Genomic DNA, 22,785 nt, shown 5'->3' on the forward strand with positions numbered 1-22,785 from the left:
CGAATTTTTAAAGATGACGGAACGCTAAGAAAAACCGCGCTTTTTCAATATTTTGTTGGCTCTAAATGAATGTGAACTTTGAACAAGCCTATTGTAGTTATTAAGTTTGGGACCGCCTCCATCACCAAAGAAAACGGTGAACTCAACGAAGCCGTGATCGCCGAAGTGGCGCGGCAGGTAGCAGCTATTCATGCGCAGTACAATGTAGTGCTGGTCTCATCCGGCGCGGTGGCTGCAGGCAAACGTTTCATCCGCGATTATGGCGGCACCATCAGCGAGCGTAAGGCCGCCGCATCTATCGGTAATCCTATCTTACTGAATAAATATTCCAGGTACTTCGAGCCGTACGGTATTTCCATTGCACAAAGTCTTTGCGAGCGTCAACACTTTTCTAACCGCGACCAGTTTTTGCAGTTACACAAAACATACGAGGAGCTGTGGGCCAGCGGCATCATTCCCATTGCGAATGAAAATGATGTGGTGAGCAGCCTGGAACTAAAGTTTTCCGATAACGACGAGCTGGCGACCCTCATCGCGGTTGGTTTTGGTGCATCGATGCTGTTGTTCAGTACTTCTGTGGCGGGTGTGCTGGATAAGGAAGGCAACATCGTACCGCAGATCGATGTAATCGACAAAGCTGCGTTTTCGCTGGCAGATAAAAGGAAGTCATCGCTCGGATTGGGCGGGATGGTGTCTAAACTCACCTTCGCGCGTTTAGCCACTAATATGGGTATACAGGTGGTGATATTTGGTGTAAGCACGCCAGACGGCATTTTGAAAGCGATCGAAGGCAAAACAGGTACACTGTGCCTGCCGCAGCCCAATAATATGTCGGCCCGCCGTAAATGGCTCGCCAGTGGCAGCCTCGCGATTGGCAAGGTGCAGGTGGACAGCGGCGCACAAAAGGCATTGGAGAAACGACATAGCCTGCTGGCGGTGGGCGTAAAAGCCGTATTGGAGAAGTTTGAATGCGGTGAAGTAATCGAAATTGTAAATGAAGATAACGCGGTAATCGCCGTAGGCAGGGCCAAAGTGGCTTCGGATGCGGTGGACAGCAAAGCACAGAACCTGGAAGTTGCGCACGCCGACGAGATCGTATTATTGTAGCATATGTCTATTCAACTTTTACTGGAACAGGCCCAGGCCGCCACAGCCGCCATACGCGCGCTGGAAGACGGCAAACGCCAGCAACTGCTGCGCCATTTGTCGGCGCGCATCCTGGAACAAACCGAAGCCATTATCATCGAAAATAAAAAAGACCTCGACCGCATGCCGGATGCCGATCCTAAAAAGGATAGGTTATTACTGGATGCAAGCCGTATAGCCGGACTGGCGACGAGTCTTAACGAGGTAGCCGACCTGCCGGATCCCGCTAACCAGGTGTTGCTGGAGCGCCGGATGGACAATGGCCTGTTTATCCAGAAGAAATCCGTGCCATTGGGCGTCGTGGGCGTTATTTACGAATCGCGCCCGAACGTGACGGTGGATGTGGCGGCCTTATGTATTCGCTCGGGCAACGTATGTTTATTACGCGGCGGCTCCGACGCATTTGATACCAACACCATCCTGGTAAGTCTCATTCGCGAAAGTTTGGGTTTATTTGGGGTGGATACGAATGCGGTACAACTGTTGCCGCCCGACCGCAGCCTGGTGGCCGACCTGCTGGCAGCGGAGAAGTACGTGGATATTATCATTCCGCGTGGCTCCCAGCAGCTGATCGAGTATGTGCGTGAAAACTCGCGTGTGCCCGTGATCGAGACCGGGGCAGGCGTTTGCCATACTTACGTGGAAAAGACAGCCGACCAGGAAAGGGCCGCCGCCATTGTAACGAACGCGAAAGTTTCCCGTCCGTCGGTGTGCAATGCGTTGGATACCGTGCTGGTGGATGAGGCCGTAGTGGCGGATTTTTTGCCATTACTCGCGCCGCAGCTGGCCGCCTGGAACGTGGAGATCTACGCAGACGAAATCGCTTATCCCTTGCTAAAGGCAGCGGGGTATGAAAAGCTGTTTCCCGCCACGCCGGAGGATTTTGGCCGTGAGTTCCTGGATTTTAAATGTTCCATTAAAGTGCTGAACGGGCTGGACGAGGCGCTGGCACATATCCGCCGGTATTCTTCGAAGCATTCGGAGGCCATCGTGTCGCAGGATGCGGCGTTGAGTGAGCGGTTTTTGAATGAGGTGGATGCGGCAGCGGTGTACGTAAATGCCTCCACCCGGTTTACCGATGGCGGTGTATTTGGGTTAGGAGCGGAGATTGGTATCTCCACCCAAAAGCTGCATGCCCGCGGACCGTTTGCGTTGGAAAAGCTGGTAACCGAAAAATGGTTTGTGAGGGGAGAAGGCCAGGTGCGTTAATACGGTTGATGTGTGCGACGCAACGGCGGATGAAGAGCGTGATGAGGCTAAGGCCAAAAGAAGAAATAAAAAAAGCCATCTTGATGACAAGATGGCTTTTAAACGATATACTATTACAGAAAACTATTTATACTTTGGATTGTATAAGGTGCTTTCAGGGATTGTTACTTTGGGTTTGCCTTTATAACGGTGCGTGAACAGGCCATAGCAGCCGCCCAGAGACATTGCAACGATACAACCGATCATCACATAAAAAAAGAAACGGGAAGATGTTACCCAGTTGGTCGTAATGTCCTTGCTATTTTCAACTGTATTCTCCATATAATTATTTTTCGCGTTGCAAACTTACAAAGGAAAATTTTGAATCCCTACTTTTTTTTGCCTGCCAGGTCAGAAAATTTATTGCGCCCGAGGAAATAGTAGCGCCAGATCATGATGCCCGGGAAAACGCCGTTGAGGCTCAGCAGCCTGGGGCGGGGCAATCCATCGTCCTCGTACCCCGGCCATACCTTACGCCGCCAGCTGCGATAATGACGATACGCCCTGAAAATGGCCCTCGCATCGTTCGGTTTGCCCGCGGCCAGACTTTTAGCCGCCGCCAGCAGATCGAGGAAAAAGCGCTGGGGTAAAATGATCACCTTATCGCCCGCGTGCAGGTTTTTATACAACATGATGAGGTTGTTCCGGAAATTGAGGTACAGCTTACGCGGGTTGCCCTGCGGCAAACTGCCTCCCCCCACATGGTACACGCGGGATTCCGCACAATAGCAGACCCGGTAACCGGCGCGTTGCAGGCGCCAGCAGAGATCTACCTCTTCCATATGCGCAAAAAAGAATGGGTCGAAACCGCCTACCTCGTGAAAACAGGCGGAGCGGATGAACAGCGCGGCACCCGTAGCCCAGAACACATCCTGGTCGTCGTCGTACTGTCCGTAATCTTTTTCGGTTGTATAAAGAATGCGGCCGCGGCAGAACGTGTAACCGAGAACATCCATCCAACCGCCGGCAGCGCCTGCATACTCGAACTCGTCTTTGCTGGCGTAGGCGCGCAGTTTAGGTTGACAGGCGGCGATTTTTGCGTCGCTTTCCATCAGTTTGATGACTGGTTCGATCCAGTTGGGTTCCACTTCCACGTCCTGGTTCAGCAGCACGTAATAATCCGATTTTACCAGCTGCAGGGCCTCGTTGTAGCCACCTGCAAAACCGCTGTTTTTTTCATTGCGAATGATCTCTACCTGTGGGAAGTGCTGCATGGTAAACGCAACGCTGTCGTCTGTAGAGGCATTGTCGGCCAGTATGATGCGCAGGTTACCGTACGTGGATGCACATACCGAGGGCAGGAAGCTTTCGAGGAAGCTTCTGCCGTTCCAGTTAAGAATAACTACCGCTACTGATGGCAATACAGGCAAACGTTTGATCGTTTAACGCGTGAAAAAGGATTTTTAGCGCTGCAAATATGCAACAAAGCCATTTAATAATGCAATTAAGTTCCGGGGCTCCCGCGAAAATATTCCTATATTTAAAACGTTAAAGAACCTGTATACACAGCATGTTTAAACAATACCTGGGATGGAAGTTCATACTGGTGGCCGTAGCCGCCGCCATTATTGCCGCTACCATCTGGTTTGCCACCAACCTTTCCGAAAAGATACAGCAGGAAGAAACGAAGAAAGTAGCCAATTGGGTGGAAGCCAATAAAGAGCTGCTACAGGCCTCGTCAGACGCGAACCTGAACCTGGCCGTAGAGATCGTGACCAATAATACCACCATTCCCCTCATACTTACCGACGAAAAAGGCAATATCCTCGACCATCGTAACCTGGACTCCAACGCCGTGGTGCAGCAACCAAACTACCTGAAGGAACAGCTGATCATTTTCCGCAAGCAGCACCAGCCCTTCGCTATGCAGATGGACACCGCGCAAAAAATGTACAGTTACATCTATTATGGAGATTCGCTCATCCTGAAGCAGGTGCGGTATTATCCTTACATACAACTGATGGTGGTGGCACTGTTCATTGGCGTAGTATGGTTTGCGCTATCCTCCACCAGTAAGGCCACGCAAAACCAGGTGTGGGTAGGCATGGCCAAGGAAACCGCGCACCAGTTGGGAACGCCCTTATCCTCGATCGAAGCCTGGCTGGAAATCTTGAAGGACAAGGAAGAGAACCGCGCATTTGTGGTAGAGCTGACAAAAGACGTGGATCGCCTGAAACTGATCACCGACCGCTTTTCGAAGATAGGCAGCGTGCCGCAGCTGGAAGAACGCGACGTGGTGCAACAGATCACGAACATGCTCGACTATATCCGCAAACGCGCCTCGCAGAAGATACAGTTCACCATGGAAAGCAGTGCACCCGACATTCCGCTGATGATATCGCCGCCGCTGTTTGACTGGGTAATAGAGAACCTGTTGAAGAACGCATTGGATGCGATGGAAGGCAAGGGAAGTATACATGTGCGCATCGATAATCACCCGGCGCATGTGGTGATTGATGTGAGCGATACCGGTAAAGGCATCCCGAAAGGCTATCATGAAAAAGTTTTTCGGCCCGGTTTCAGTACAAAAAAGCGGGGCTGGGGATTAGGTCTTTCGCTGGCGAAACGTATAATAGATGAGTATCACAAGGGACGATTGTTCGTAAAATCGTCGGAAGTAAACAAGGGTACGACGTTCCGGATTTTGCTGCGGAAATGAGACAAATTTCAAAAAAGTTAAAAACAAATTTGCTGGTTATAAAAAACAGTTTATTTTTGCACACCCTAATCAGCCGCGGAGGTGGCGAAATTGGTAGACGCGCTACTTTGAGGTGGTAGTGCCCGAAAGGGCTTGAGAGTTCGAATCTCTTCTTCCGCACAACGGTATTACAAACCCGCTCTTAGAGCGGGTTTTCCGTTTTATATACCCTACGGGGACGGAAAAGGGACAACGCTAAGTTTCAAAGTGCAGCGCCGGGTATGAATAGTCAACTTGACAGATTTTTAAGAGACTACTCGTCTAAATAATAGATCAACGACGAGTACAGTGATTATCAATCGATGAAACATAAGACACTTCCAAGGCGGTGAATATTTAATCCTGCGGAAGGTCATCTGACGGACCGCCACCCTTTTTCTGTTTCGCGTTTTTACCCGCAAAGTAACCACCGCCACCGCTAAGAATTGCGGTCGATACGACTTCTAGGATGCGCATAGCAATATCGGCCTTACCCAGATAAACGCAATATCCCATAAATCCGACTACAATTAAAAGTATGATGGTGAAGAAACCTAACACCAGAAAATTCCGCTTGAGAAGATGTCGGGGTGCATCTTTCATATATTCAGCCTGAAGCTTTAGGTTTTCTTTTGCCAGCTCGAAAGTTTTCTGGTTTTCATCCTTTTGGATTTCGAGTTCTAATTGCTTCGTTTTTTGTTCTTCTTTTTGATTCTGCAGCCATTGCTGCATGATTTCGGTAGTAGGGAGGTTATTGTTGCCGTTATTTGGTTTTGAGCTTTGTGAAGTCATAGTTTACGCGCGGTTTTTGCTTGAATTTAACTCGCACATAACCGGCAATATTCTCACTTCCAAGTTTAGGAGCAATGAATTTGGCAGATTCAATAGCATGTCTGTCACGCTCAAACAGCTTTACAAAAGCCGCAGCTGACAATATACGCTCATCATCGAGCTTAGGGAGGCTTGGCTTAATTTCAATCATAACAGTTCGATTCAACTTGTTCGGATGTAATAATAGCAAATTGTGTGCAAATATAAATATAGTTATGGTTTATTTTTATAACATGTTTTGGTTTTAACCATCCTATTACAGTTTTATGGTGTTTGTTAAATTCCCGTAAGAAATTAGTTGGTTAGTCAAGAAGTTTTTTCTTTTGGTCATCGTATTCCGCTTGCGTAATCGCGCCAGCATCCAGAAGTTCTTTGAGCTTTTTTAGTTCGTCGGCCACTGATCCTCCGGTCGAGGGCGACTTTTCTTTGTTTTTAGCAAATTCAGCAGGAATCAGGATTTCTTCATCTTCAATTGCATTATCTATCTCTACCCAGTAATTGACCATCATTGCTACATTAATTACAAGGATGACTGAAAATCCTGATCGTTTGGAGCCATTGTATGTGATGTTCCTTACAGTCGCAGATTTGCCTGACCAGTTGCGTTCCATTGGGGTCTTACTTAAGTCGAGGGCTAATCCCGGAGCATTATAGATATATGCAAAGCGCTTCTCGCCAGTAGCCGGTTTTCCAATATTTATTCTGTCTCCTTCCCTGATAACCCAGCCTGACTTAGTTTTATAACCATTCTTTGTAGCCTCCTTCGCTTCTTTAAGCGTAGGGAAGTTTTGAGTTTGAGCTACTGTATTTACCGATGCCACGAGAAGAGATAATACTGCAACAATTTTTTGCATAGTCTGAGGTTTAAGAATGATATTTATTGTGTGTGACATATGCTGTCACGATAAGCAAACTCGCAATTTGCTTTCGTTATGAAAACGGTATTGTCGGAGGGGAAACGGTCTTTTGGGTTGGCCCTAAAGGGTGCTGTTGTAGCCCTTAATTAATAGGCCTTTATGAAGCTCGTTTTCGAAAAATTGGAGGCTTCAAAGATAGCTATTTAGAGTATATGAGCCAAATGCCTACCATCGTTAGTATTTGATTCGCTCTTTAATTAAGCGTATCTCATCGCTCCTTTATACAAGATTTATTTTCAATCCCATTTTGCTTTACCTTTACCACATGCGCAAATACAATGCGCTAACTGTGCCTAGTTTTAAATTGCTTTTAACATCATGTGAATATGGGAACTTCAATAACCTGTCCTAATTGCAAACATCACTTTGTAATGGAGGATGCATTTGCGGCTGATATAGAAAAGGAGATGCGTGGCAAAATGGAAGCCGAATGGAGACGACGCACAGATGCGCTGAACCAGGAAAAACAACAGCTTGCCCAGAAGCAACAACAACTCGAACAGGAACGCCTGAAACAAAGCGAAGACTTTAGCCGTAAACTACAAACCGAACTACAACTCGAGAAACGCCGCCTGCAGGAAAGTCTGTCGGAGGATATTCGCCGTACCATGGCAGCGGATTTCGAGAACCAGTTGCAACTACTTAAACAATCCAATCACGATAACGAGGAGAAATTAAAAGAGGCCAGGCAAAAGGAACTGGATTTCCTGCGCAAGGAGCATGAACTGAAAACGAAGGAAGAAGAGCTGGAACTGACGCTTCAGAAAAAGATGCTGGAGGAGCGCGGGCATCTTTCGGAAAAAATACGCCGTGAAGAAGCGGAGCGTACTGCCTTGCGGGAAACAGAGTTCCAGATGCGGTTAAAGGAAATGGAAAAACAGCTGGACGATCAGCGTAAGCTGGCCGAAGAGATGAAGCGGAAGGCGGAACAAGGCTCCATGCAGTTACAGGGAGAGGTGCAGGAACTGGCACTGGAAGATATGCTGCGTGCAGCTTTCCCTTTTGATACCGTAAGTGAAGTGGGTAAAGGTGTGAAAGGGGCCGACTGTTTCCAGACGGTGCGCAACCAGTTCGGGCAGGAGTGTGGAAAGATCATCTACGAGAGCAAACGCACCAAGGAGTTTTCGCCCCAGTGGGTAGAAAAATTAAAGGCCGATATGCGTAGCCAGGGAGCCGACGTAGCCGTACTCGTTACACAAACTATGCCCCGTGATCTCGATCGCTTTGGGGAGAGAGAGGGTGTTTGGATTTGTACGTTCGCCGAGGTGAAAAGCCTGGCGTACGTATTGCGTGCGGGCGTGCTAAAGGTATTCGGTGTGCAGAAAACACAGGATAACAAGGGAGATAAAATGCACTTGTTATACCATTACCTCACGAGCAGCGAGTTCGCAGAACAATGGAAAGCGATCCGCGAGGGTTTCATGGCCATGAAAATATCGATCCAGAAGGAAAGGGATGCGATGGAGAAACTGTGGAAGGCCCGCGAGAAGCAACTGGAGAAGGTGTTGCTTAACGCCGCCCACATTAAAGGCTCCATCGAAGGCATTGCCGGTACTGATTCAGTGGATCTGCGACTGCTCGAAGATGCTTCCGAAAACTACCTCGATTAAATCTATTTAACATTATTTTCAATGCCGCTTTTTTGATCCTTCGAAAGCGGCATTGTATTTTTAGAACATGGAGCATAAAACATATCACACCATCATCTTCGATCTTGGGGCAGTACTCGTGGACTGGAACCCCAGGTATCTCTACAAAAAGATATTTACAGACGAAAAGGAGATGGAACACTTCCTCGCGAACGTGTGCACTTCCGATTGGAACGAGGAGCAGGATGGCGGCCGTCGCTTGCAGGAAGCCACAGACCTGCTGGTAGCGCAGCACCCAACGTTCGAGACGCAGATACGTGCGTTTTATGGCCGCTGGCCCGAAATGCTGAACGGCGCGCTGGAAGGTACGGTGGAGATATTCAGGCAGCTGAACGAAAGTGGTAAGTATAAGATTTATGCGCTCACTAACTGGTCGGATGAAACTTTCCCGATCGCGATGGAAATTTATCCGTTCTTTAAGTGGTTCGATGGGATATTGGTATCGGGCACGGAGAAAATGCGTAAACCGCATGCGGCATTTTATCAATTACTGCTCGACCGTTTCAGTATCGATGCCAAGCACGCGATCTTCATTGACGATAACCTGCGCAACGTAAAAGCGGCGGAAGACTTTGGAATAGAATCGATCCATTTCACTTCGCCGGAGGCACTGGAAACGGTGTTGAAGGAGAAGCAGATTTTGTAAGCGAACGCCTGTTTTTTATCATACGCATTCGTGTGTTAACGCAGTGTGGCCGGGCTTTTCAAAGAACGGCTTTGTTCTTATTGCAGAGAAATTCAAAAAAATATTTGGAGGAATTGATCTCTTTCCTATCTTTGCAATCCCAAACAGGGAAACAGTTCTTAAAAACACCCGCGGAAGTAGCTCATTTGGTAGAGCACGACCTTGCCAAGGTCGGGGTGGCCGGTTCGAGCCCGGTCTTCCGCTCAGCAAAAAAGCCTGATCAATGATCGGGCTTTTTCATTCACTACCACCACGCGGAAGTAGCTCATTTGGTAGAGCACGACCTTGCCAAGGTCGGGGTGGCCGGTTCGAGCCCGGTCTTCCGCTCAACACAAAAAAGCCTGATCGATTGATCAGGCTTTTTTGTTTCGGCGAGGCAGTGAGAAAAAACGCATCACATCGTTAAAAGTGAAAGCCGATCAGTCGACCAGGCTTTCTACCTTCTATATCGCTTCAAGCGCATCATGGCCAGCGCCCGAATAATTTAAGGTGTTCAACGACACACGACTGTCATCTAACCGTTACTTCAATATCGCTTCAATCGCATCCAGCTCAGCACTCGTATAATTCAAATTATCCAACGACGCCAGGTTGTTATCCAGCTGCTGTACCGAGCTGGCACCGATCAATACCGTGGTGATCCGTTTATCTTTCAGCAGCCACGATAGCGCCATCTGAGCGAGCGACTGTCCGCGTTTGCCGGCGAGGTCGTTCAGTTGGCGGATCTTCAAAAGTTTATCTTCCGTGATCTCGTTTGTTTGTAAGTGACCTGTGGTGCGGCCCGCGCGGGAGTCGGCGGGAATGCCGTTCAGGTAGCGGTCGGTGAGCATGCCCTGCGCCAGCGGTGAGAATGGTATACAGCCAATACCGTATTTCTCCAGCACATCCAGCAAACCATTTTCCACCCATCTTTCGAACATGCTGTATTTAGGTTGATAAATGAGGCAGGGCGTGCCGAGCGATTGCAGCACTTTTACCGCTGTTTCAGTTTCAGTGGCAGAATAGTTGGATAGGCCTACATACAAAGCTTTGCCGGAGCGCACGATGCTATCCAGCGCGCCCATCGTTTCCTCGATCGGCGTTTCCGGGTCGGGACGGTGGGAATAGAAAATGTCTACATAGTCGAGGCCCATGCGTTGCAGGCTTTGGTCGAGACTTGACACCAGGTATTTGCGGGAACCCCAGTCGCCATAGGGGCCAGGCCACATGGTGTAACCGGCCTTGGAAGAGATGATCAACTCATCACGCAGGTAACCACCAAAGTCTTTTTTCAGGATCGTGCCGAAGTTTTCTTCTGCAGATCCCGGCGTTGGTCCGTAGTTGTTAGCCAGGTCAAAGTGGGTGATGCCTTTATCGAAGGCACGACGCACGATGGCGCGGCCATTCTCGAAAACATCTACAGAGCCGAAGTTGTGCCAGAGGCCCAGTGAAATGGCCGGCAATTTGATACCGCTTTTGCCGCAGCGGTTATATGGAATTTGTTCGTACCTGTCGGTGGCGGGTGTGTATTGCATTGCTGTTCAAATTTGGAGCGGCAACAATATAGTAATTAATTCAACAGCAAAACGGCCGCCTTGATGGGCGGCCGCTCGTTTTACGCGTCTCCTGTAAATTGGAACTCGAACCCCTCCGCAGACGCGGAGCGGCATTTTCATTAAACGTTAACACTTACCTTCGCTTAAGTGTAAGTGTAACCGTCACTTCACCAACATCCTCCACCTCTCCGGTGGTAGATACTTTCAGCGTAGAGCCATCTACGCTAATGAGTTTATAAACTTCTTCATCGATAACTATTTCGGTGCCATCTAATGACCATTCGCCAGCGTATATCTGATCATCGTCCGGATCGCATTTGGTAGGGCCTTCGTTTTCCTGCATGACGTTGTCGGCTTTCAGCTCGAGGTAGTTGTCTTTGATGCAGGCGGCCATATTAGCCATACCGTCAGTAGTGGCGGTTCCGCCATCTTCCCAGATAAAAGGTTTGTCGGAGGTGATGCTGTGGTAAGACCACTTACCGATCAACTTTTCTTCGGTCGTTTTGGGTTTAGCATCTTTTTCCTTGTCGCATGCGAATGCAAACAATGCGAGGGCCAGGGGCATGGCCAGCTTCAACTTGTTCATAACAATTGTTTAAGGTAAATATGTTTCCAGGCGCATCATGGGGGAGATGGATAAAATATTCGGGGTGTTATTAACGGGCACAAACATAATACAAGCCTGCGTTTGCGGCAAGCATACAGCATTGAAGTGAAAGATTAGATGCCCGAGTTGGAAGTATTACCACATGGGCTGTTGCGAAGTAGCTCGTAGCGTACTGCCGCAAGCTTCGTGAGGTGTCGGTACTTCGTTGAAGATGCCGCCATGAGCTGAAGTCCTAAAAATAAACAACGACTATTCCATTATTCGACTTGCAAAAACCCTTCGTCACGAATGTCGCCCGTGCAGACACCCGCTACCTGAATTGCTGATTGATCGTCGACAACAGGTAGCCTTTAAGATCGCTATTGTACTCCCAAAACATCACGCCGGCTAACCCATGTTGCTTCACATAATTGCATTTTTGGGTGACGGACGACTCATCATCATAACTCAAAAATATTTTTTTGTCAGGATGGAAAAGATAAGGCGCTTTGGCGCTATCGTCCCAGTGGCGAACATATCCCTCGGTGGTGAGTAGTTTATCTTTGATATCGGTGAAGCCGGCACCGCGTATTCCTGCTTTCGGTTTACGCAGCAGTCCATTGTTGTCGGCATCTGCCATTTGCCATGCGCGGCCATAAAAAGCAATGCCCATCACGATCTTACTAGCGGGTACGCCGGCATCCAGGTACAATTGTATGGATCGATGGGCGGAGGAGCCATTGGCCTCGCCGGTGGCGGGATACAGGTTGGTATGGTGGCCGGTGGTACGCGAACCTTCTGTACGGTAATCGTAGGTCATGATGTTTACATAATCGAGGTACTGCTGAGCCTTGTCCATTTCCGTATGATCTACGCAGGATTTGGAGCCGCCTACTGCGGTGGTGAGCAAATACCGTTTGCCGGTGCGTTGCTGCAGGCTGTCGAGCGAGGCGCGCAGGGCCTGGAACATGAGCGTGAAGTTTTGTTTGTCTTCCGGGCGATATACGTTGCCTTCTTCACCGGGAATGCCGGGATACTCCCAATCGATGTCTACTCCGTCAAGCTGGTAACGGGCTACGATGTCCGTTGCGCTGTGGGCGAACAGTTTACGGGAAGCGTCCGTGAGTGCGGCGTCGGAGAAGTTTTCGCTCCAGGACCAGCCGCCGATGGAGATAAGGATCTGCAAAGACGGGTTGATCTTTTTCAAGGCCACCAGCCGGCGAAAGTTGACCGTGTCGGTACGTTCGTTGGTGAGAAACGCTCGGCCCTTCTGAACATCGACAAACGCATAGTTAATATGGGTAAGGCCTGCGGCATTTATGACAGATGCATCTACCAGTCCGCGAAAGCCGCCGACGTAACCGATGATTACTTTAGAAGGGGCTGCCTGTTCGTGACGGAACGCTAAGCATACCAGGAGCAGGGCTATAATGGGGAAGCCGGTTTTTACATAACGCATATACTAAATATACTCAAAGAATTGCCGATTATACTGTATCTTTTATAAACGGCGCAGCAATGCCGTTTGTTTATGAGCATAACCCTTACCCCTGGTTCCCGTTATTCGTCTATCGACCTTTTACGCGGTATTATTATGGTGATCATGGCGCTTGATCATACGCGCGATTTCGTCCATGAAGATGCCGTCACCGGCAATCCGCTCGACCTTGCAACCACCACGCCGATACTGTTTTTCACCCGGTGGATCACGCACTATTGTGCGCCGCTGTTCGTGTTCCTTGCAGGATTGTCAGCCTACCTCGCCGGCCGCAAACGCCCGGTGGCAGCGCACAGTAAGTTTCTTATTACGCGCGGACTATGGCTGATCCTGGTGGAGATCGTCATCATGACTTTCATCTTTACCCTTGATCCAGGTTATCATGTGTTTTTCCTTGCGATCATATGGGCCATCGGGTGGAGTATGTTGCTGATGGGATTACTGCTACGTGGGGGCTGGCGTATAATGCTGGCCATAGGTTTAATCATTTTCTTCGGACATAACATCACGAACCTCATAAATCTGTCCAACGACGGCGTGGGCGGTGCCTTAAGGAATGTATTTCTCACCACGCCGGGAGCGTTGGTGCCGTTGCCTGGCGGTCGCAACGTATTGCTCGCGTATACCATTCTGCCATGGACGGCCGTGATGCTACTCGGCTATTGTGCCGGTCGTTTTTATGAGATGGATGTGCAACGTCGCCAGCGCTGGCTGGTAAGCCTGGGTAGTGGAGCAGTGTTGTTTTTCGTGTTGATGCGATTCATTAATATTTACGGAGATCCTGCACCCTGGAAGGAGCAGTCATCATGGTTTTACACGTTTCTGTCGTTCATCAATACGACTAAATATCCGCCGTCACTGCTGTTTTTGTGCATGACGCTCGGGCCGGGACTATTGCTGCTGGCGCTGTTTGAAGGGCGCACGAACGCGTTCCTGAGCGTGTATGGGCGCGTGCCATTCTTCTACTATGTGTTACATTTTGCGTTGATAAGATTGATCAGTGTCGTGATGTTTTTCAGCAGCGGCTATACGATGGATGATGTGAAAGGATTTCCGTTTTATTTTCGTCCGGAGGCGATGGGCGGGCCGTTGGAGAGTGTTTATTTAGTTTGGATAGGTGTGGTGTTGATGCTGTTCCTGCCTTGCAGGTGGTACGACCGGTATAAGCAACAACATAAGGAGAAGCGGTGGCTGAGTTATTTGTAGAAAAGCGTGTTGCCGTTGCAGTGAGTGACACAACGGCGGCTGAAAAATGTGACTATAGCTGGTTAAATAATTAGAAAGAAAATGCCGGGAAAGCCCGCCCGTTCCGTACGGTAGCGGGTTGGTCCCGGCGCTAAAATTGGCAAGCTAGTTGGAGATAATCAGGCTTCCAGCAGCCCGATCCGGATTAACCTTGATTTGATGGCGCCTGTGGTGCGGCCATGTATGCGGGCTAGTTCTATAATTCGTTTTCCATCGTTAAAGTGTTGTCTGAGTTGTTCTTCTTCGGCATTACTCCACTTGTTACCCTGGTTGCCACGTGCCTGGCTGATCTTCAATTCCTTTACGGCGTTAAATAATGCGCGTAATATAACGGGGTGTTGCATGCTGCTGCCCGCGGGGATCGGCGTGTTCGTTACAGGATCTGTGCCGTTCGCGAGGAGTTCCAGCACCGCAATGGTCTGTTCCATGTTCTGCATCTTAAGCTGTTTTGAGGGTCTGCCGTTCGCCTGGGTCGTTTAGAAAGGAAGTGGTTAGCGCTGCACTTGTTGTACAAATCTAAATCTTGCAACCGCAGTACGTTTGCGGTGCCCGAAAATGTTGCCGGGCGCAAAAGCTACGGTAAACGGAGTGGAAATCTCACATAAACATGTCAAGATAAGCTGAAAAAGGAAGTAACTGTAACCGAAATGCCGAATTTTACATCCGGATTGGTTCCCCTTAAACTTATACTGTGCCATGAAAGTGCTGATTATCGAGGATGAAGCCCTCTCTGCTCATCATCTCAAAAACATGCTCCGGGAAGTAGATCCCGATATTGAAGTGACTGCGGTGCTGGACAGCATTGAGTCGGCGGTACGTTACTTCGCTGCCCGTCCGCAGCTGGACCTCATTTTTATGGATATAGAACTGGGCGACGGACAAAGCTTCGAGATCTTCAACCGTGTAAACGTAGACTGGCCGGTGATTTTCACCACCGCTTACCAGGAGCATGCGTTGAAAGCATTTAAACTGAACAGCGTAGATTACCTCCTCAAACCCATGAACCGTGAGGAAGTGATGGCGGCCATTCTGAAGTTCCGTAAATGGCATGCCCATCGCGGTACGCCTAACCAGGGATTAAACACCATGCTAGGCGAGATGAACGGCGAAGCGTTTAAATCGCGCTACCTCGCGAAAAGCGGTACCCGCCTCATTTCTGTGTCTTTGCCAGATATTGCTTACTTCTACACGAAAGATAAATTACAATTCATTAAAACCCGTAGCAACCAGGATTTCATCATCGATAAACGATTGGATGAAATTGAGGGAGAAACCGATCCCAACGTGTTTTTCAGGGTGAACAGGCAGTTTATCGTGAACTATACCAACATCGAAAAAGTGCATACCTGGTTTAGCGGTAAACTGAAAGTACAGGTGCAACCTGCGGCTTATGAAGAGATTATTGTGAGCAGGCTGCGCGCCAATGAATTTAAGAAATGGCTCGGTGAATAATTACCAGTGCAGCACCTGTACGAGCAGCTTCCAGCCTTTGCTGGTGTGTGCCCAGATGCGCAGGTACGTTTCTTTACGCTGATTATATTTTACTGTTCCATACACATAGGCAAGGTCCTTACGCTGCGAGATGCCCCCGGCTACCGGCTCAAAACGCAGGCTGACCGGCACCTGGCGTAGTCCGTTCATGATATTTTCGATGCCTTGTACCGGCATAACCCCTTCGATATTAAACCAGGCACTGTCGGCGGCGGCGAAGCGGAAGGCTTCGTCGGCCAGTGAGTCGTGGGCCAGTATCAGTTTTTTCTCCAGCAGATAGATGGCCGAATCCGGCTGGCCCGATGGTACGAGGTCAGTGAAGTGTTGTAAGGATTGCTTACCATACAACGACTGCTCGTATCGCGTACCCATATCTGCCATAAATTTCCATTCGCCCTGCGCGTTCTTTTTCCAGACCGTCGTGTAGTGACCGCACACGAGTGGCGTGTCTGTGGCACTGGCTTTCACCTCGTAAGGCCCTGTCGTAAAGCCGAGATCACCAGCATACGACATGGCGGCAAAGGCCGGCTGCCAGTAGAAAAGCGGCATTTTATCCGGAAAGCTGCTCCAGGTTTTAATAGCCGGAAGAATGTTACCCTGATCGAACACTACACCGTTACTGTCGGCAAACCGCAGGAACGCCGTTTTTACGGAGCTGTCGATCGCCAGTTGCGCGAACGCCCGTTCGGCGGTAACCACGTCCTGTGCGTGCAGCAGGGGCGCAGTAAAAAGCAGCAATAGCAGGAGGGGCCAATGTTTCATCGTGGAATAAATTTAAGGTTTAGTGCACCGGTAAGCCCGCAAAATGCTCCGGAATGTCATTTTCCGGTGCCGGGCTGCGCAATCCATCCCGAAATAAGCTAAATTAGGCTTAAGATGTTAAACGAGCCTCAATTACCTGTTGTCGACCTCCATGAAATATGCAAGCCCCTTAAGGACGAGCAGTTCAGTCTCTTTCGCCACGAGCGGGAGGGGGTGTTCAACCTTACCCAGGCCCACAAGCATAACTTCTTCATGCTCTTCTTCGTTACAGCCGGCGGCGGTTTACATCACATCGACTTTACAAAATACGAGGTAACGCCCGGCTCTGTTTTCTTTCTGGCACCCGGACAGGCGCATAACTGGGACCTGCAAGCGGAAACTACCGGTTTTCAACTGATGTATGGTCCGGAGTTCTGCATCTTTCCTGCAAGACAATGGCCCTTCTTTTCCGCCGGTGCGCATCCTTTGATACAGCCTGCTGCCGCTGCTTTCGAAGGCATGCTGCAGGAGTTGACAAAGATGGAAGAAGAATACAGTCTGGCAGATATGTTTTCCATCCGCCTGCTTAATCATCGTTTATGGGTGTTGCTTACCCTGCTCGAGCGTAGTTACGAGCAGGTGTATCCCCTGGTGAATGCGTCGGGGGTACGCCTGGTTGTAAAAAACTTCCTGGAGCTATTGGAGCAACATTATAAAGACCAGGGCGCGGTGGAGTTTTATGCCGATCAGCTTCACATCACGCCTCAATACCTCAACATCGCCTGTAAAAAAGAAACCGGTTTAACGGCCGGCCATTGCATTCGCAGCCGCCTGGTGCTGGAAGCCAAACGTATGCTGTCGCTCACCGCGCAGGATGTAAAGGAGATAGCCTTTGACCTGGGCTTTTCTGATTCATCGTACTTCTCGAGGTTCTTCCGGCGGTATGGAGGTGTTTCGCCGGTGGAGTTCAGGAGGGCGGCGCAAAGGATGCCGTAGTATTGTAAAGGTACGATGCGGTATGTCGCCCGGGAAGTTGCGTGTCGTTTTTGTCGTATTTGTCGTTTTTATTTAACGTGCGGGTACGAAGCGTGCGGCTGTGCGTATCGTGCTTTGCTGTGGCCTTCTTTCATCAAGGACTGTTCGCGCTGATGGGAAGGATGATGTAAACCTGTTTCAGGACGACACGGACAAGGATGTAAACCTTGATCCGGATTATCTCGCACGGTGTAAGCTTGTTTTAGGACGTGACACCACTGAAATCCTACAGTAATCCCTCATTAATCCTACACAAACGCCATAAAAACCTGTCAGAAACCCCGATTCAAAAAGTACCATCATCCACACAACCAGCACCCTTACGGCGGGCCTCGCTGTACTACCTTTGCGTAGCAATGAACGATTATACCAGTGTTGATGGTGATTTGTGAAAAGAGGTACGATCATTTATGCAAGTGAGAATGAGCGATGAGGTTTTAGGTAAAGGCTGGTTGATGGGGCGGATGCTTTTAGAAACGACAGACGAAGATGGGAGAACGCCCCTGACCCTTGCCCTTTATCGCGGAGACACTGCCCTGGCGGCCATGCTGATTGTAGCAGGGGCCAATGTGAACAAACAGGATAAGTTAAGTAACTCGCCCTTCCTGCTGGCAGGGGCGAAAGGATATACGGAAATCGTAAGGCTGTGCATGCTGCATAGCGCAAATTACCGTGTATTTAACCGCTACGGCGGAACAGCGTTGATCCCGGCCTGCGAACGCGGGCATGTTGCTACGGTGGCGGCGCTGCTGACGGACAAAAGATTTCCCATCGATCATATGAATTACCTCGGCTGGACAGCACTGCTGGAAACCGTTATCCTCGGGGATGGCGGGCCGCAGTTCCAGGCAATTACACGGATGCTGGTACAGGCTGGTGCGGACGTAAACCAGCCAGACAAAGAGGGTTTTACCGCTTTGCAACACGCCGTGTCGCGTGGATGGACCGAAATAGTGCAGTTGTTGATACGAGCGGGTGCGAAGTAAGGTACTTGACCATTATCCTTTGAAATAGCCTGGTCTCCGGATCAGGCTTCTTTTTTTAACAAGGGTGAAACCTTCCTTGTTTATGAGAACGCGTCGCGCCTGGCTTTTAATGGCCGGGCGCCTTTTTTACGGAAACCGTATCTTTGTAACGTATGCCAGTTGTGAGTCAGTCAGCTTATTCAGCCCCGCGCCTTATGCGGAACGGACACATCGCCACCATTTACCCTTCGCTGTTCCGCCGGGTTAAAAGTGTGCCGTACAGTCGTACGCGCCTTCATACGCCCGATGGCGATTTTCTTGACCTGGACTTTAGCCGCACAGGCAGCGATCGCATCGTGATCATCCTGCATGGGCTGGAAGGGAACGCTGCCCGTCCGTATGTGCTGGGTATGGTCAACTCATTTAACGAGGGGGGATACGATACCGTGTCTGTCAACTTCCGCAGTTGCAGCGGTGAGCCGAACCTGTTGTTGCGCAGCTACCACAGCGGCGAAACCGGCGATCTGCATATGGTGGTAGAATACCTGGCCGCCTCCGGCCAATATAAAAGCATTAGCCTGATAGGTTTTTCATTGGGCGGGAACGTGACCCTCAAATATGTAGGCGAGCGGGGTAAAGACCTGCATCCGCTCATTAAAGGCGCGGTCGGCATCTCGGTGCCCTGCGACCTTAAAAGTGGCGCTATTGAGCTGGAAAGGCGGTCCAATTATGTGTACATGCAACGGTTCATCCGCGAGTTGGGGGAGAAGCTGCAGGCCAAGCAGGCGAAGTTCGATATCAACCTGGATGGATTTAATACCATCAAAACCTTCCGGCAGTTTGACGACCGCTTTACCGCGCCCATCCACGGGTATGAAAATGCCGAAACCTATTGGGCGGCGTGCAGCAGCCGGCAATTCATCCCGCAGATAAATATCCCGGTATTACTCGTGAACGCCTTGGATGATCCATTTCTGGGCAAAGGTTGTTATCCCTATGAAGAAGCGGCAGCGCATGACCTGTTTGTCTTCGAAGCCCCTAAATATGGCGGTCACGTCGGTTTTGCCGAATGGGGCGCCGGCAGGTACTGGTCCGAGCAAAGAGCTTTCCGGTTTATCGACGACCTGTACTAGGATGCTATAAGGACTACTTACGCCCGCTGCTATTGTGTATTTTGTACTTTTTAATCGACGAATTGAAGATGAATGATATTAGCACCCGTGAGGATTTACTATTGTTAGTCAATGAGTTCTACCGCAAGGCCACCATCGACCCGGTGATCGGGCACTTCTTTACGGAAGTGATCAAGCTGGATTTCAGCGAACATATTCCGCTGATCGCCTCTTTCTGGGAAAACATATTACTGGATGGCACTTCTTACAAGGGAGGTACCATGGTGAAACATATTATGCTCAACCGCCTGTCGCCCATGCAGCCCGAACACTTCGAGCGCTGGCTGGGCCTTTGGGAGCAAACCGTAACATCCCATTTTGAAGGACCGAAAGCCCTGGAGGCCGTCAACCGGGCGCACTCCATTGCAGGCATCATGCAATTTAAGGTCGGCGCACACGGTAATGCTGGTTAATTTGTTGTTAACAGATAATCAAATCTGTCGTTTACCAACAAAAATGCGGCGTTCACGAGTTGTGGGTTGACAAGAACGTAGCTGTTCCTATATTTGCATCGGTTTTTCATAGGATATGGTTAAAATAACTGAGGGTGGTATTCTTACCGCCCTTTCTTTTGTCCAATATTTATTTGCATCTTTGTTGCATAATGTCTTATATTTGCCCTCCGGCTTAAACGGAAGTGCATATGGAAACGAACAACAGGAAGATAGCTTACCAGCAAAAATGGGATATGATCAGCATTGGCGCATCGCTGGCCTGCGCGGTACATTGTGTGCTGTTACCCGTTCTGTTTACCACGCTTCCCCTCTTTGGCATGGAGATTCTCGAAAACATTTATTTAGAAGTGTTTACCATCCTGGTATCGCTGTTCGTAGGTGGGCGCGCGTTATGGCGTGGCTATCGTTTGCATCATGGCCGCAAGTCTTTGCTATACGTGTTTTTAGTAGGTATGTTACTGATGGTGAGCGGCAATTTACTGCATGGCAGCCTGGTGGAAGTCGGCTTTAAGCTGGGCGGCGCGGTGCTGGTGGTTTGGGCGCATGTGAAAAACTGGCAGTATGGCCGTGACGGTGGTACCTGCAAAACGGTTAGCATTTCTGGCCGCCAGTAGCTATCTTGGGAGATAATCATTTTGTTCACGTTATGTTCAATTATCCCGGCCGGCTGATACTATGTTCCGCAGTATTACTCGCATCTTGTCATCAAACACCCGAAAAAAATTACGACACCTGGACCGTCTATAACGGCAGCAAAGAAGGACTCAAGTATTCTTCCCTTAACCAGGTAGATACGTCCAACGTTCAATTGTTGAAGCCCGTATGGGAGTATCATGCAGGCGATGCAGATACGATCAGTTCTTCGCAGATCCAATGTAACCCGATCGTCGTGAACGGCGTATTGTATGCCGTATCTCCACAACTTAAATTACTCGCACTGGATGCCGCTACCGGTAAGGAAAAGTGGGTATTTAATCCGTATAAGGATGCCGATGCTTCGTCTGTACACGCTTTGCGGGGTGTGAGTTATTGGGAGGAAGGGGAGGATAAGCGGGTGTTTTTTACGGCGGGCCCTCATCTCTTCGCCATCAATGCCAATACCGGTGCGCCCATCAACGCCTTTGCAGATAGTGGCCGCCTGCCTTTACACAGCGATTTGGGAGAAGCGGCGCGTGATCTGTTCGTCGTCACTACATCTCCCGGCATGATTTATAAAGATATGATCATCATTGGTTCGCGCGTGTCCGAGGAAGCCGATGCCGCACCGGGACACATCCGCAGCTACGACGTTCGCAGCGGTAAACTGCGCTGGATTTTTCACACTATTCCGCAGCCGGGTGAGGAAGGCTTCTCTGACTGGAAAGATCCGGAAGCGTATAAGTTTATCGGCGGCGCCAATGCCTGGTCGGGCTTTAGCCTGGATGAGGAACGAGGGATTCTTTTTGCGCCTACCGGTTCGGCCTCTTTCGACTTTTACGGTGGCAAACGCAAAGGCGCTAATCTTTATGCGGACTGCCTCTTAGCCCTGGATGCCAACACCGGTAAACGCCTCTGGCACTTCCAGGATATTCATCATAACATCTGGGACCGCGACCTGCCAGCGCCACCAGCGTTAGTAACGGTTAAGCATGATGGAAAAAAGATAGATGCCGTGGCGCAGGTGACCAAAGCGGGTTTCGTGTTTTTGCTAGATCGTGAAACCGGCAAACCGCTATTCCCCGTAGAGGAGCGCCCGGTGCCCGATACGGGTTTGTTGCCCGGCGAGGAGGCTTGGCCTACACAACCCTTCCCGGTGAAGCCAGCGCCGTTTACGCGCCATCACATGACTGAAAAAGATTTTAATTATTTACTGCCTGATTCTTCATTAGCGGAGGTGCGTAACCGTTGGTCGACGTTGCGTAAAGGACATATATTCATGCCTCCTTCCCGCGAGGGCACGCTCGTATTTCCGGGCTTCGATGGCGGCGCAGAATGGGGCGGGCCTGCAGTCGATCCTACGACGGGCATCCTGTACATCAATGCGAACGAGATGCCCTGGGTACTCACCATGGTAGATGCTAAAGAGAAGCCGTCCGGTAAAAAGGAAACGAACCTTGCCGCCGGCAAACGCCTGTATCATCAGAACTGTATGACCTGTCATGGTCCGGAAAGGCAGGGTGGTGGCAATTATCCGTCGCTTATCAATATAAAGGATAAATATACCGTGCCGCAATTCGTAGACCTGGTGAATAACGGTCGTCGCATGATGCCCGGCTTCAAACATCTGCCTGCAGAAGAAAAAGAAGCCATTGCCAGCTACCTGTTGGAAGTGAAATCGCAGCAGGGGCTGGTGTACAACGGTCCGCAGCAGCCCGCCGATACCTCGCGCGATTTGCCGTACAGCAGTACGGGTTATAATAAGTTCTTAACGAAAGATAAGTTGCCTGCGATCAGTCCGCCCTGGGGCACCTTAAACGCCATCAACCTCAACACTGGTGAATTTGTATGGCGCGACACCCTCGGCGTAGACCCGCACTTTGCTGATCGTGGTATTAAAACCGGTACGGAGAACTATGGCGCCCCGGTGGTAACAGCAGGCGGCCTGTTGTTCATCGCCGCCACGCGCGACGCAAAGATCCGTGCCTTTCATAAAGCCACCGGTAAACTGTTATGGGAAGCGCAACTGCCCGCTGCCGGCTACGCTACGCCCGCTGTGTACTCGGTAAATGGCAAACAATACCTGGTCATCGCTTGTGGCGGCGGTAAACTCGGTACTAAGTCCGGTGACAGCTACATTGCATTCGCACTGCCCTGATGTTCGTGAACGTGATGGCTTGTCCGAAACCGGACGGGCGATGTGTCGTAAATGAACGGGATGAGTTGCTAAGTGGTTGGTTTTGAGTACCTATTTGGATGGCATCATCCTTGAA

At 49.9% G+C, this 22,785-nt stretch carries 23 protein-coding genes and 3 tRNA genes; 16 read left to right on the plus strand and 10 right to left on the minus strand.

The features are described from left to right. The first annotated feature begins 78 nt into the window (after nt 1–78). Together proB and MKQ68_RS02750 are read left to right on the plus strand one after the other, a co-directional pair. Nucleotides 79–1,107, plus strand: a complete 1,029-nt coding sequence (gene proB, locus MKQ68_RS02745; protein ID WP_264281977.1) for a glutamate 5-kinase — start codon at nt 79–81, stop codon at nt 1,105–1,107. Between the two features lie 3 nt (nt 1,108–1,110). Next, nucleotides 1,111–2,355: a glutamate-5-semialdehyde dehydrogenase gene (locus MKQ68_RS02750; RefSeq protein WP_264281978.1), complete on the plus strand. Its 1,245-nt coding sequence runs from the start codon at nt 1,111–1,113 to the stop codon at nt 2,353–2,355. 123 nt (nt 2,356–2,478) lie between these two features. Here the strand turns inward: MKQ68_RS02750 and MKQ68_RS02755 are convergent, their stop codons facing one another. Together MKQ68_RS02755 and MKQ68_RS02760 are read right to left on the minus strand one after the other, a co-directional pair. Continuing rightward, nucleotides 2,479–2,676 carry a hypothetical protein gene (locus MKQ68_RS02755; protein WP_264281979.1) on the minus strand — a complete coding sequence of 66 codons (198 nt, stop codon included), beginning with the start codon at nt 2,674–2,676 and terminating at the stop codon, nt 2,479–2,481. A 47-nt stretch (nt 2,677–2,723) separates the two neighbouring features. Then, entirely contained in the window at nt 2,724–3,764 is a 1,041-nt protein-coding gene (locus tag MKQ68_RS02760; RefSeq protein ID WP_264281980.1) for a glycosyltransferase family 2 protein, read from the minus strand. A 140-nt stretch (nt 3,765–3,904) separates the two neighbouring features. On the opposite strand from MKQ68_RS02760, the gene MKQ68_RS02765 reads away from it, so the two are divergent. Both MKQ68_RS02765 and MKQ68_RS02770 read left to right on the plus strand, forming a co-directional pair. Then, nucleotides 3,905–5,053 carry a sensor histidine kinase gene (locus MKQ68_RS02765; protein ID WP_264281981.1) on the plus strand — a complete coding sequence of 383 codons (1,149 nt, stop codon included), beginning with the start codon at nt 3,905–3,907 and terminating at the stop codon, nt 5,051–5,053. Nucleotides 5,054–5,128: 75 nt separating this feature from the next. Continuing rightward, nucleotides 5,129–5,212: transfer RNA gene (locus tag MKQ68_RS02770), tRNA-Leu, on the plus strand. A gap of 216 nt (nt 5,213–5,428) precedes the next feature. Here MKQ68_RS02770 and MKQ68_RS02775 read toward each other — a convergent pair. The 3 genes from MKQ68_RS02775 to MKQ68_RS02785 all read right to left on the minus strand — a co-directional run bounded on the left by MKQ68_RS02775 (nt 5,429) and on the right by MKQ68_RS02785 (nt 6,756). Next, a complete protein-coding gene (locus MKQ68_RS02775; RefSeq protein ID WP_244845273.1) occupies nt 5,429–5,863 on the minus strand; it encodes a hypothetical protein in 435 nt (144 codons plus the stop codon). Further along, nucleotides 5,835–6,053: a hypothetical protein gene (locus MKQ68_RS02780; protein WP_264281982.1), complete on the minus strand. Its 219-nt coding sequence runs from the start codon at nt 6,051–6,053 to the stop codon at nt 5,835–5,837. Before MKQ68_RS02780 ends, MKQ68_RS02775 begins: the two co-directional genes overlap by 29 nt. Nucleotides 6,054–6,204: 151 nt before the next feature. After that, nucleotides 6,205–6,756, minus strand: coding sequence for an SHOCT domain-containing protein (locus tag MKQ68_RS02785; protein WP_264281983.1), 552 nt, complete (start codon nt 6,754–6,756; stop codon nt 6,205–6,207). Nucleotides 6,757–7,190: 434 nt separating this feature from the next. Here MKQ68_RS02785 and MKQ68_RS02790 point away from each other — a divergent pair, with 434 nt between their 5' ends. From MKQ68_RS02790 to MKQ68_RS02805, 4 genes are all read left to right on the plus strand, one after another. Further along, nucleotides 7,191–8,429, plus strand: a complete 1,239-nt coding sequence (locus tag MKQ68_RS02790; RefSeq protein WP_264281984.1) for a DUF2130 domain-containing protein — start codon at nt 7,191–7,193, stop codon at nt 8,427–8,429. 67 nt (nt 8,430–8,496) lie between these two features. Further along, nucleotides 8,497–9,114, plus strand: coding sequence for an HAD family hydrolase (locus MKQ68_RS02795; protein ID WP_264281985.1), 618 nt, complete (start codon nt 8,497–8,499; stop codon nt 9,112–9,114). Between the two features lie 170 nt (nt 9,115–9,284). After that, nucleotides 9,285–9,357 (plus strand) — tRNA-Gly (locus tag MKQ68_RS02800). A 50-nt stretch (nt 9,358–9,407) separates the two neighbouring features. Beyond that, a tRNA-Gly gene (locus MKQ68_RS02805) sits at nt 9,408–9,480 on the plus strand. Between the two features lie 194 nt (nt 9,481–9,674). Here the strand turns inward: MKQ68_RS02805 and mgrA are convergent. The 3 genes from mgrA to MKQ68_RS02820 all read right to left on the minus strand — a co-directional run bounded on the left by mgrA (nt 9,675) and on the right by MKQ68_RS02820 (nt 12,733). Continuing rightward, nucleotides 9,675–10,667, minus strand: coding sequence for an L-glyceraldehyde 3-phosphate reductase (gene mgrA / locus MKQ68_RS02810; protein WP_264281986.1), 993 nt, complete (start codon nt 10,665–10,667; stop codon nt 9,675–9,677). Between the two features lie 154 nt (nt 10,668–10,821). Next, nucleotides 10,822–11,274 (minus strand): hypothetical protein, encoded by a 453-nt coding sequence (locus MKQ68_RS02815; RefSeq protein WP_244845267.1) that lies wholly within the window; start codon nt 11,272–11,274, stop codon nt 10,822–10,824. Nucleotides 11,275–11,605: 331 nt separating this feature from the next. Next, the gene (locus tag MKQ68_RS02820) at nt 11,606–12,733 is read right to left on the minus strand and encodes a glycoside hydrolase family 18 protein (protein ID WP_264281987.1); all 1,128 of its coding nucleotides are present in this window, start codon (nt 12,731–12,733) and stop codon (nt 11,606–11,608) included. A 72-nt stretch (nt 12,734–12,805) separates the two neighbouring features. Here MKQ68_RS02820 and MKQ68_RS02825 point away from each other — a divergent pair, with 72 nt between their 5' ends. Then, the gene (locus MKQ68_RS02825; RefSeq protein ID WP_264281988.1) at nt 12,806–13,978 is read left to right on the plus strand and encodes an acetyltransferase domain-containing protein; all 1,173 of its coding nucleotides are present in this window, start codon (nt 12,806–12,808) and stop codon (nt 13,976–13,978) included. A gap of 158 nt (nt 13,979–14,136) precedes the next feature. Here the strand turns inward: MKQ68_RS02825 and MKQ68_RS02830 are convergent, their stop codons facing one another. Further along, nucleotides 14,137–14,454: a hypothetical protein gene (locus MKQ68_RS02830; RefSeq protein WP_244845265.1), complete on the minus strand. Its 318-nt coding sequence runs from the start codon at nt 14,452–14,454 to the stop codon at nt 14,137–14,139. 259 nt (nt 14,455–14,713) lie between these two features. On the opposite strand from MKQ68_RS02830, the gene MKQ68_RS02835 reads away from it, so the two are divergent. Continuing rightward, complete coding sequence (locus MKQ68_RS02835; RefSeq protein ID WP_264281989.1) at nt 14,714–15,469, plus strand: LytR/AlgR family response regulator transcription factor; 756 nt, start codon at nt 14,714–14,716, stop codon at nt 15,467–15,469. Here the strand turns inward: MKQ68_RS02835 and MKQ68_RS02840 are convergent, their stop codons facing one another. Next, nucleotides 15,470–16,270: a Cif family virulence factor gene (locus tag MKQ68_RS02840; protein WP_264281990.1), complete on the minus strand. Its 801-nt coding sequence runs from the start codon at nt 16,268–16,270 to the stop codon at nt 15,470–15,472. A gap of 114 nt (nt 16,271–16,384) precedes the next feature. Between MKQ68_RS02840 and MKQ68_RS02845 the strand changes: the two genes are divergently transcribed. The 6 genes from MKQ68_RS02845 (at nt 16,385) to MKQ68_RS02870 (ending at nt 22,670) form a co-directional block, all read left to right on the plus strand. After that, nucleotides 16,385–17,245, plus strand: a complete 861-nt coding sequence (locus MKQ68_RS02845) for an AraC family transcriptional regulator (protein ID WP_264281991.1) — start codon at nt 16,385–16,387, stop codon at nt 17,243–17,245. A gap of 449 nt (nt 17,246–17,694) precedes the next feature. Further along, a complete protein-coding gene (locus MKQ68_RS02850) occupies nt 17,695–18,270 on the plus strand; it encodes an ankyrin repeat domain-containing protein (RefSeq protein WP_264281992.1) in 576 nt (191 codons plus the stop codon). Between the two features lie 194 nt (nt 18,271–18,464). After that, nucleotides 18,465–19,382, plus strand: coding sequence for a YheT family hydrolase (locus MKQ68_RS02855; protein WP_264281993.1), 918 nt, complete (start codon nt 18,465–18,467; stop codon nt 19,380–19,382). A gap of 68 nt (nt 19,383–19,450) precedes the next feature. After that, a complete protein-coding gene (locus MKQ68_RS02860) occupies nt 19,451–19,834 on the plus strand; it encodes a group III truncated hemoglobin (protein ID WP_264281994.1) in 384 nt (127 codons plus the stop codon). Between the two features lie 230 nt (nt 19,835–20,064). After that, complete coding sequence (locus tag MKQ68_RS02865; RefSeq protein WP_244845256.1) at nt 20,065–20,490, plus strand: MerC domain-containing protein; 426 nt, start codon at nt 20,065–20,067, stop codon at nt 20,488–20,490. A gap of 32 nt (nt 20,491–20,522) precedes the next feature. Then, nucleotides 20,523–22,670 carry an outer membrane protein assembly factor BamB family protein gene (locus tag MKQ68_RS02870; protein WP_264281995.1) on the plus strand — a complete coding sequence of 716 codons (2,148 nt, stop codon included), beginning with the start codon at nt 20,523–20,525 and terminating at the stop codon, nt 22,668–22,670. Nucleotides 22,671–22,785: the final 115 nt, after the last annotated feature.

The sequence above is a fragment of the Chitinophaga horti genome, from assembly GCF_022867795.2.
In the GTDB taxonomy this organism is placed as follows: Bacteria; Bacteroidota; Bacteroidia; order Chitinophagales; family Chitinophagaceae; genus Chitinophaga; species Chitinophaga horti.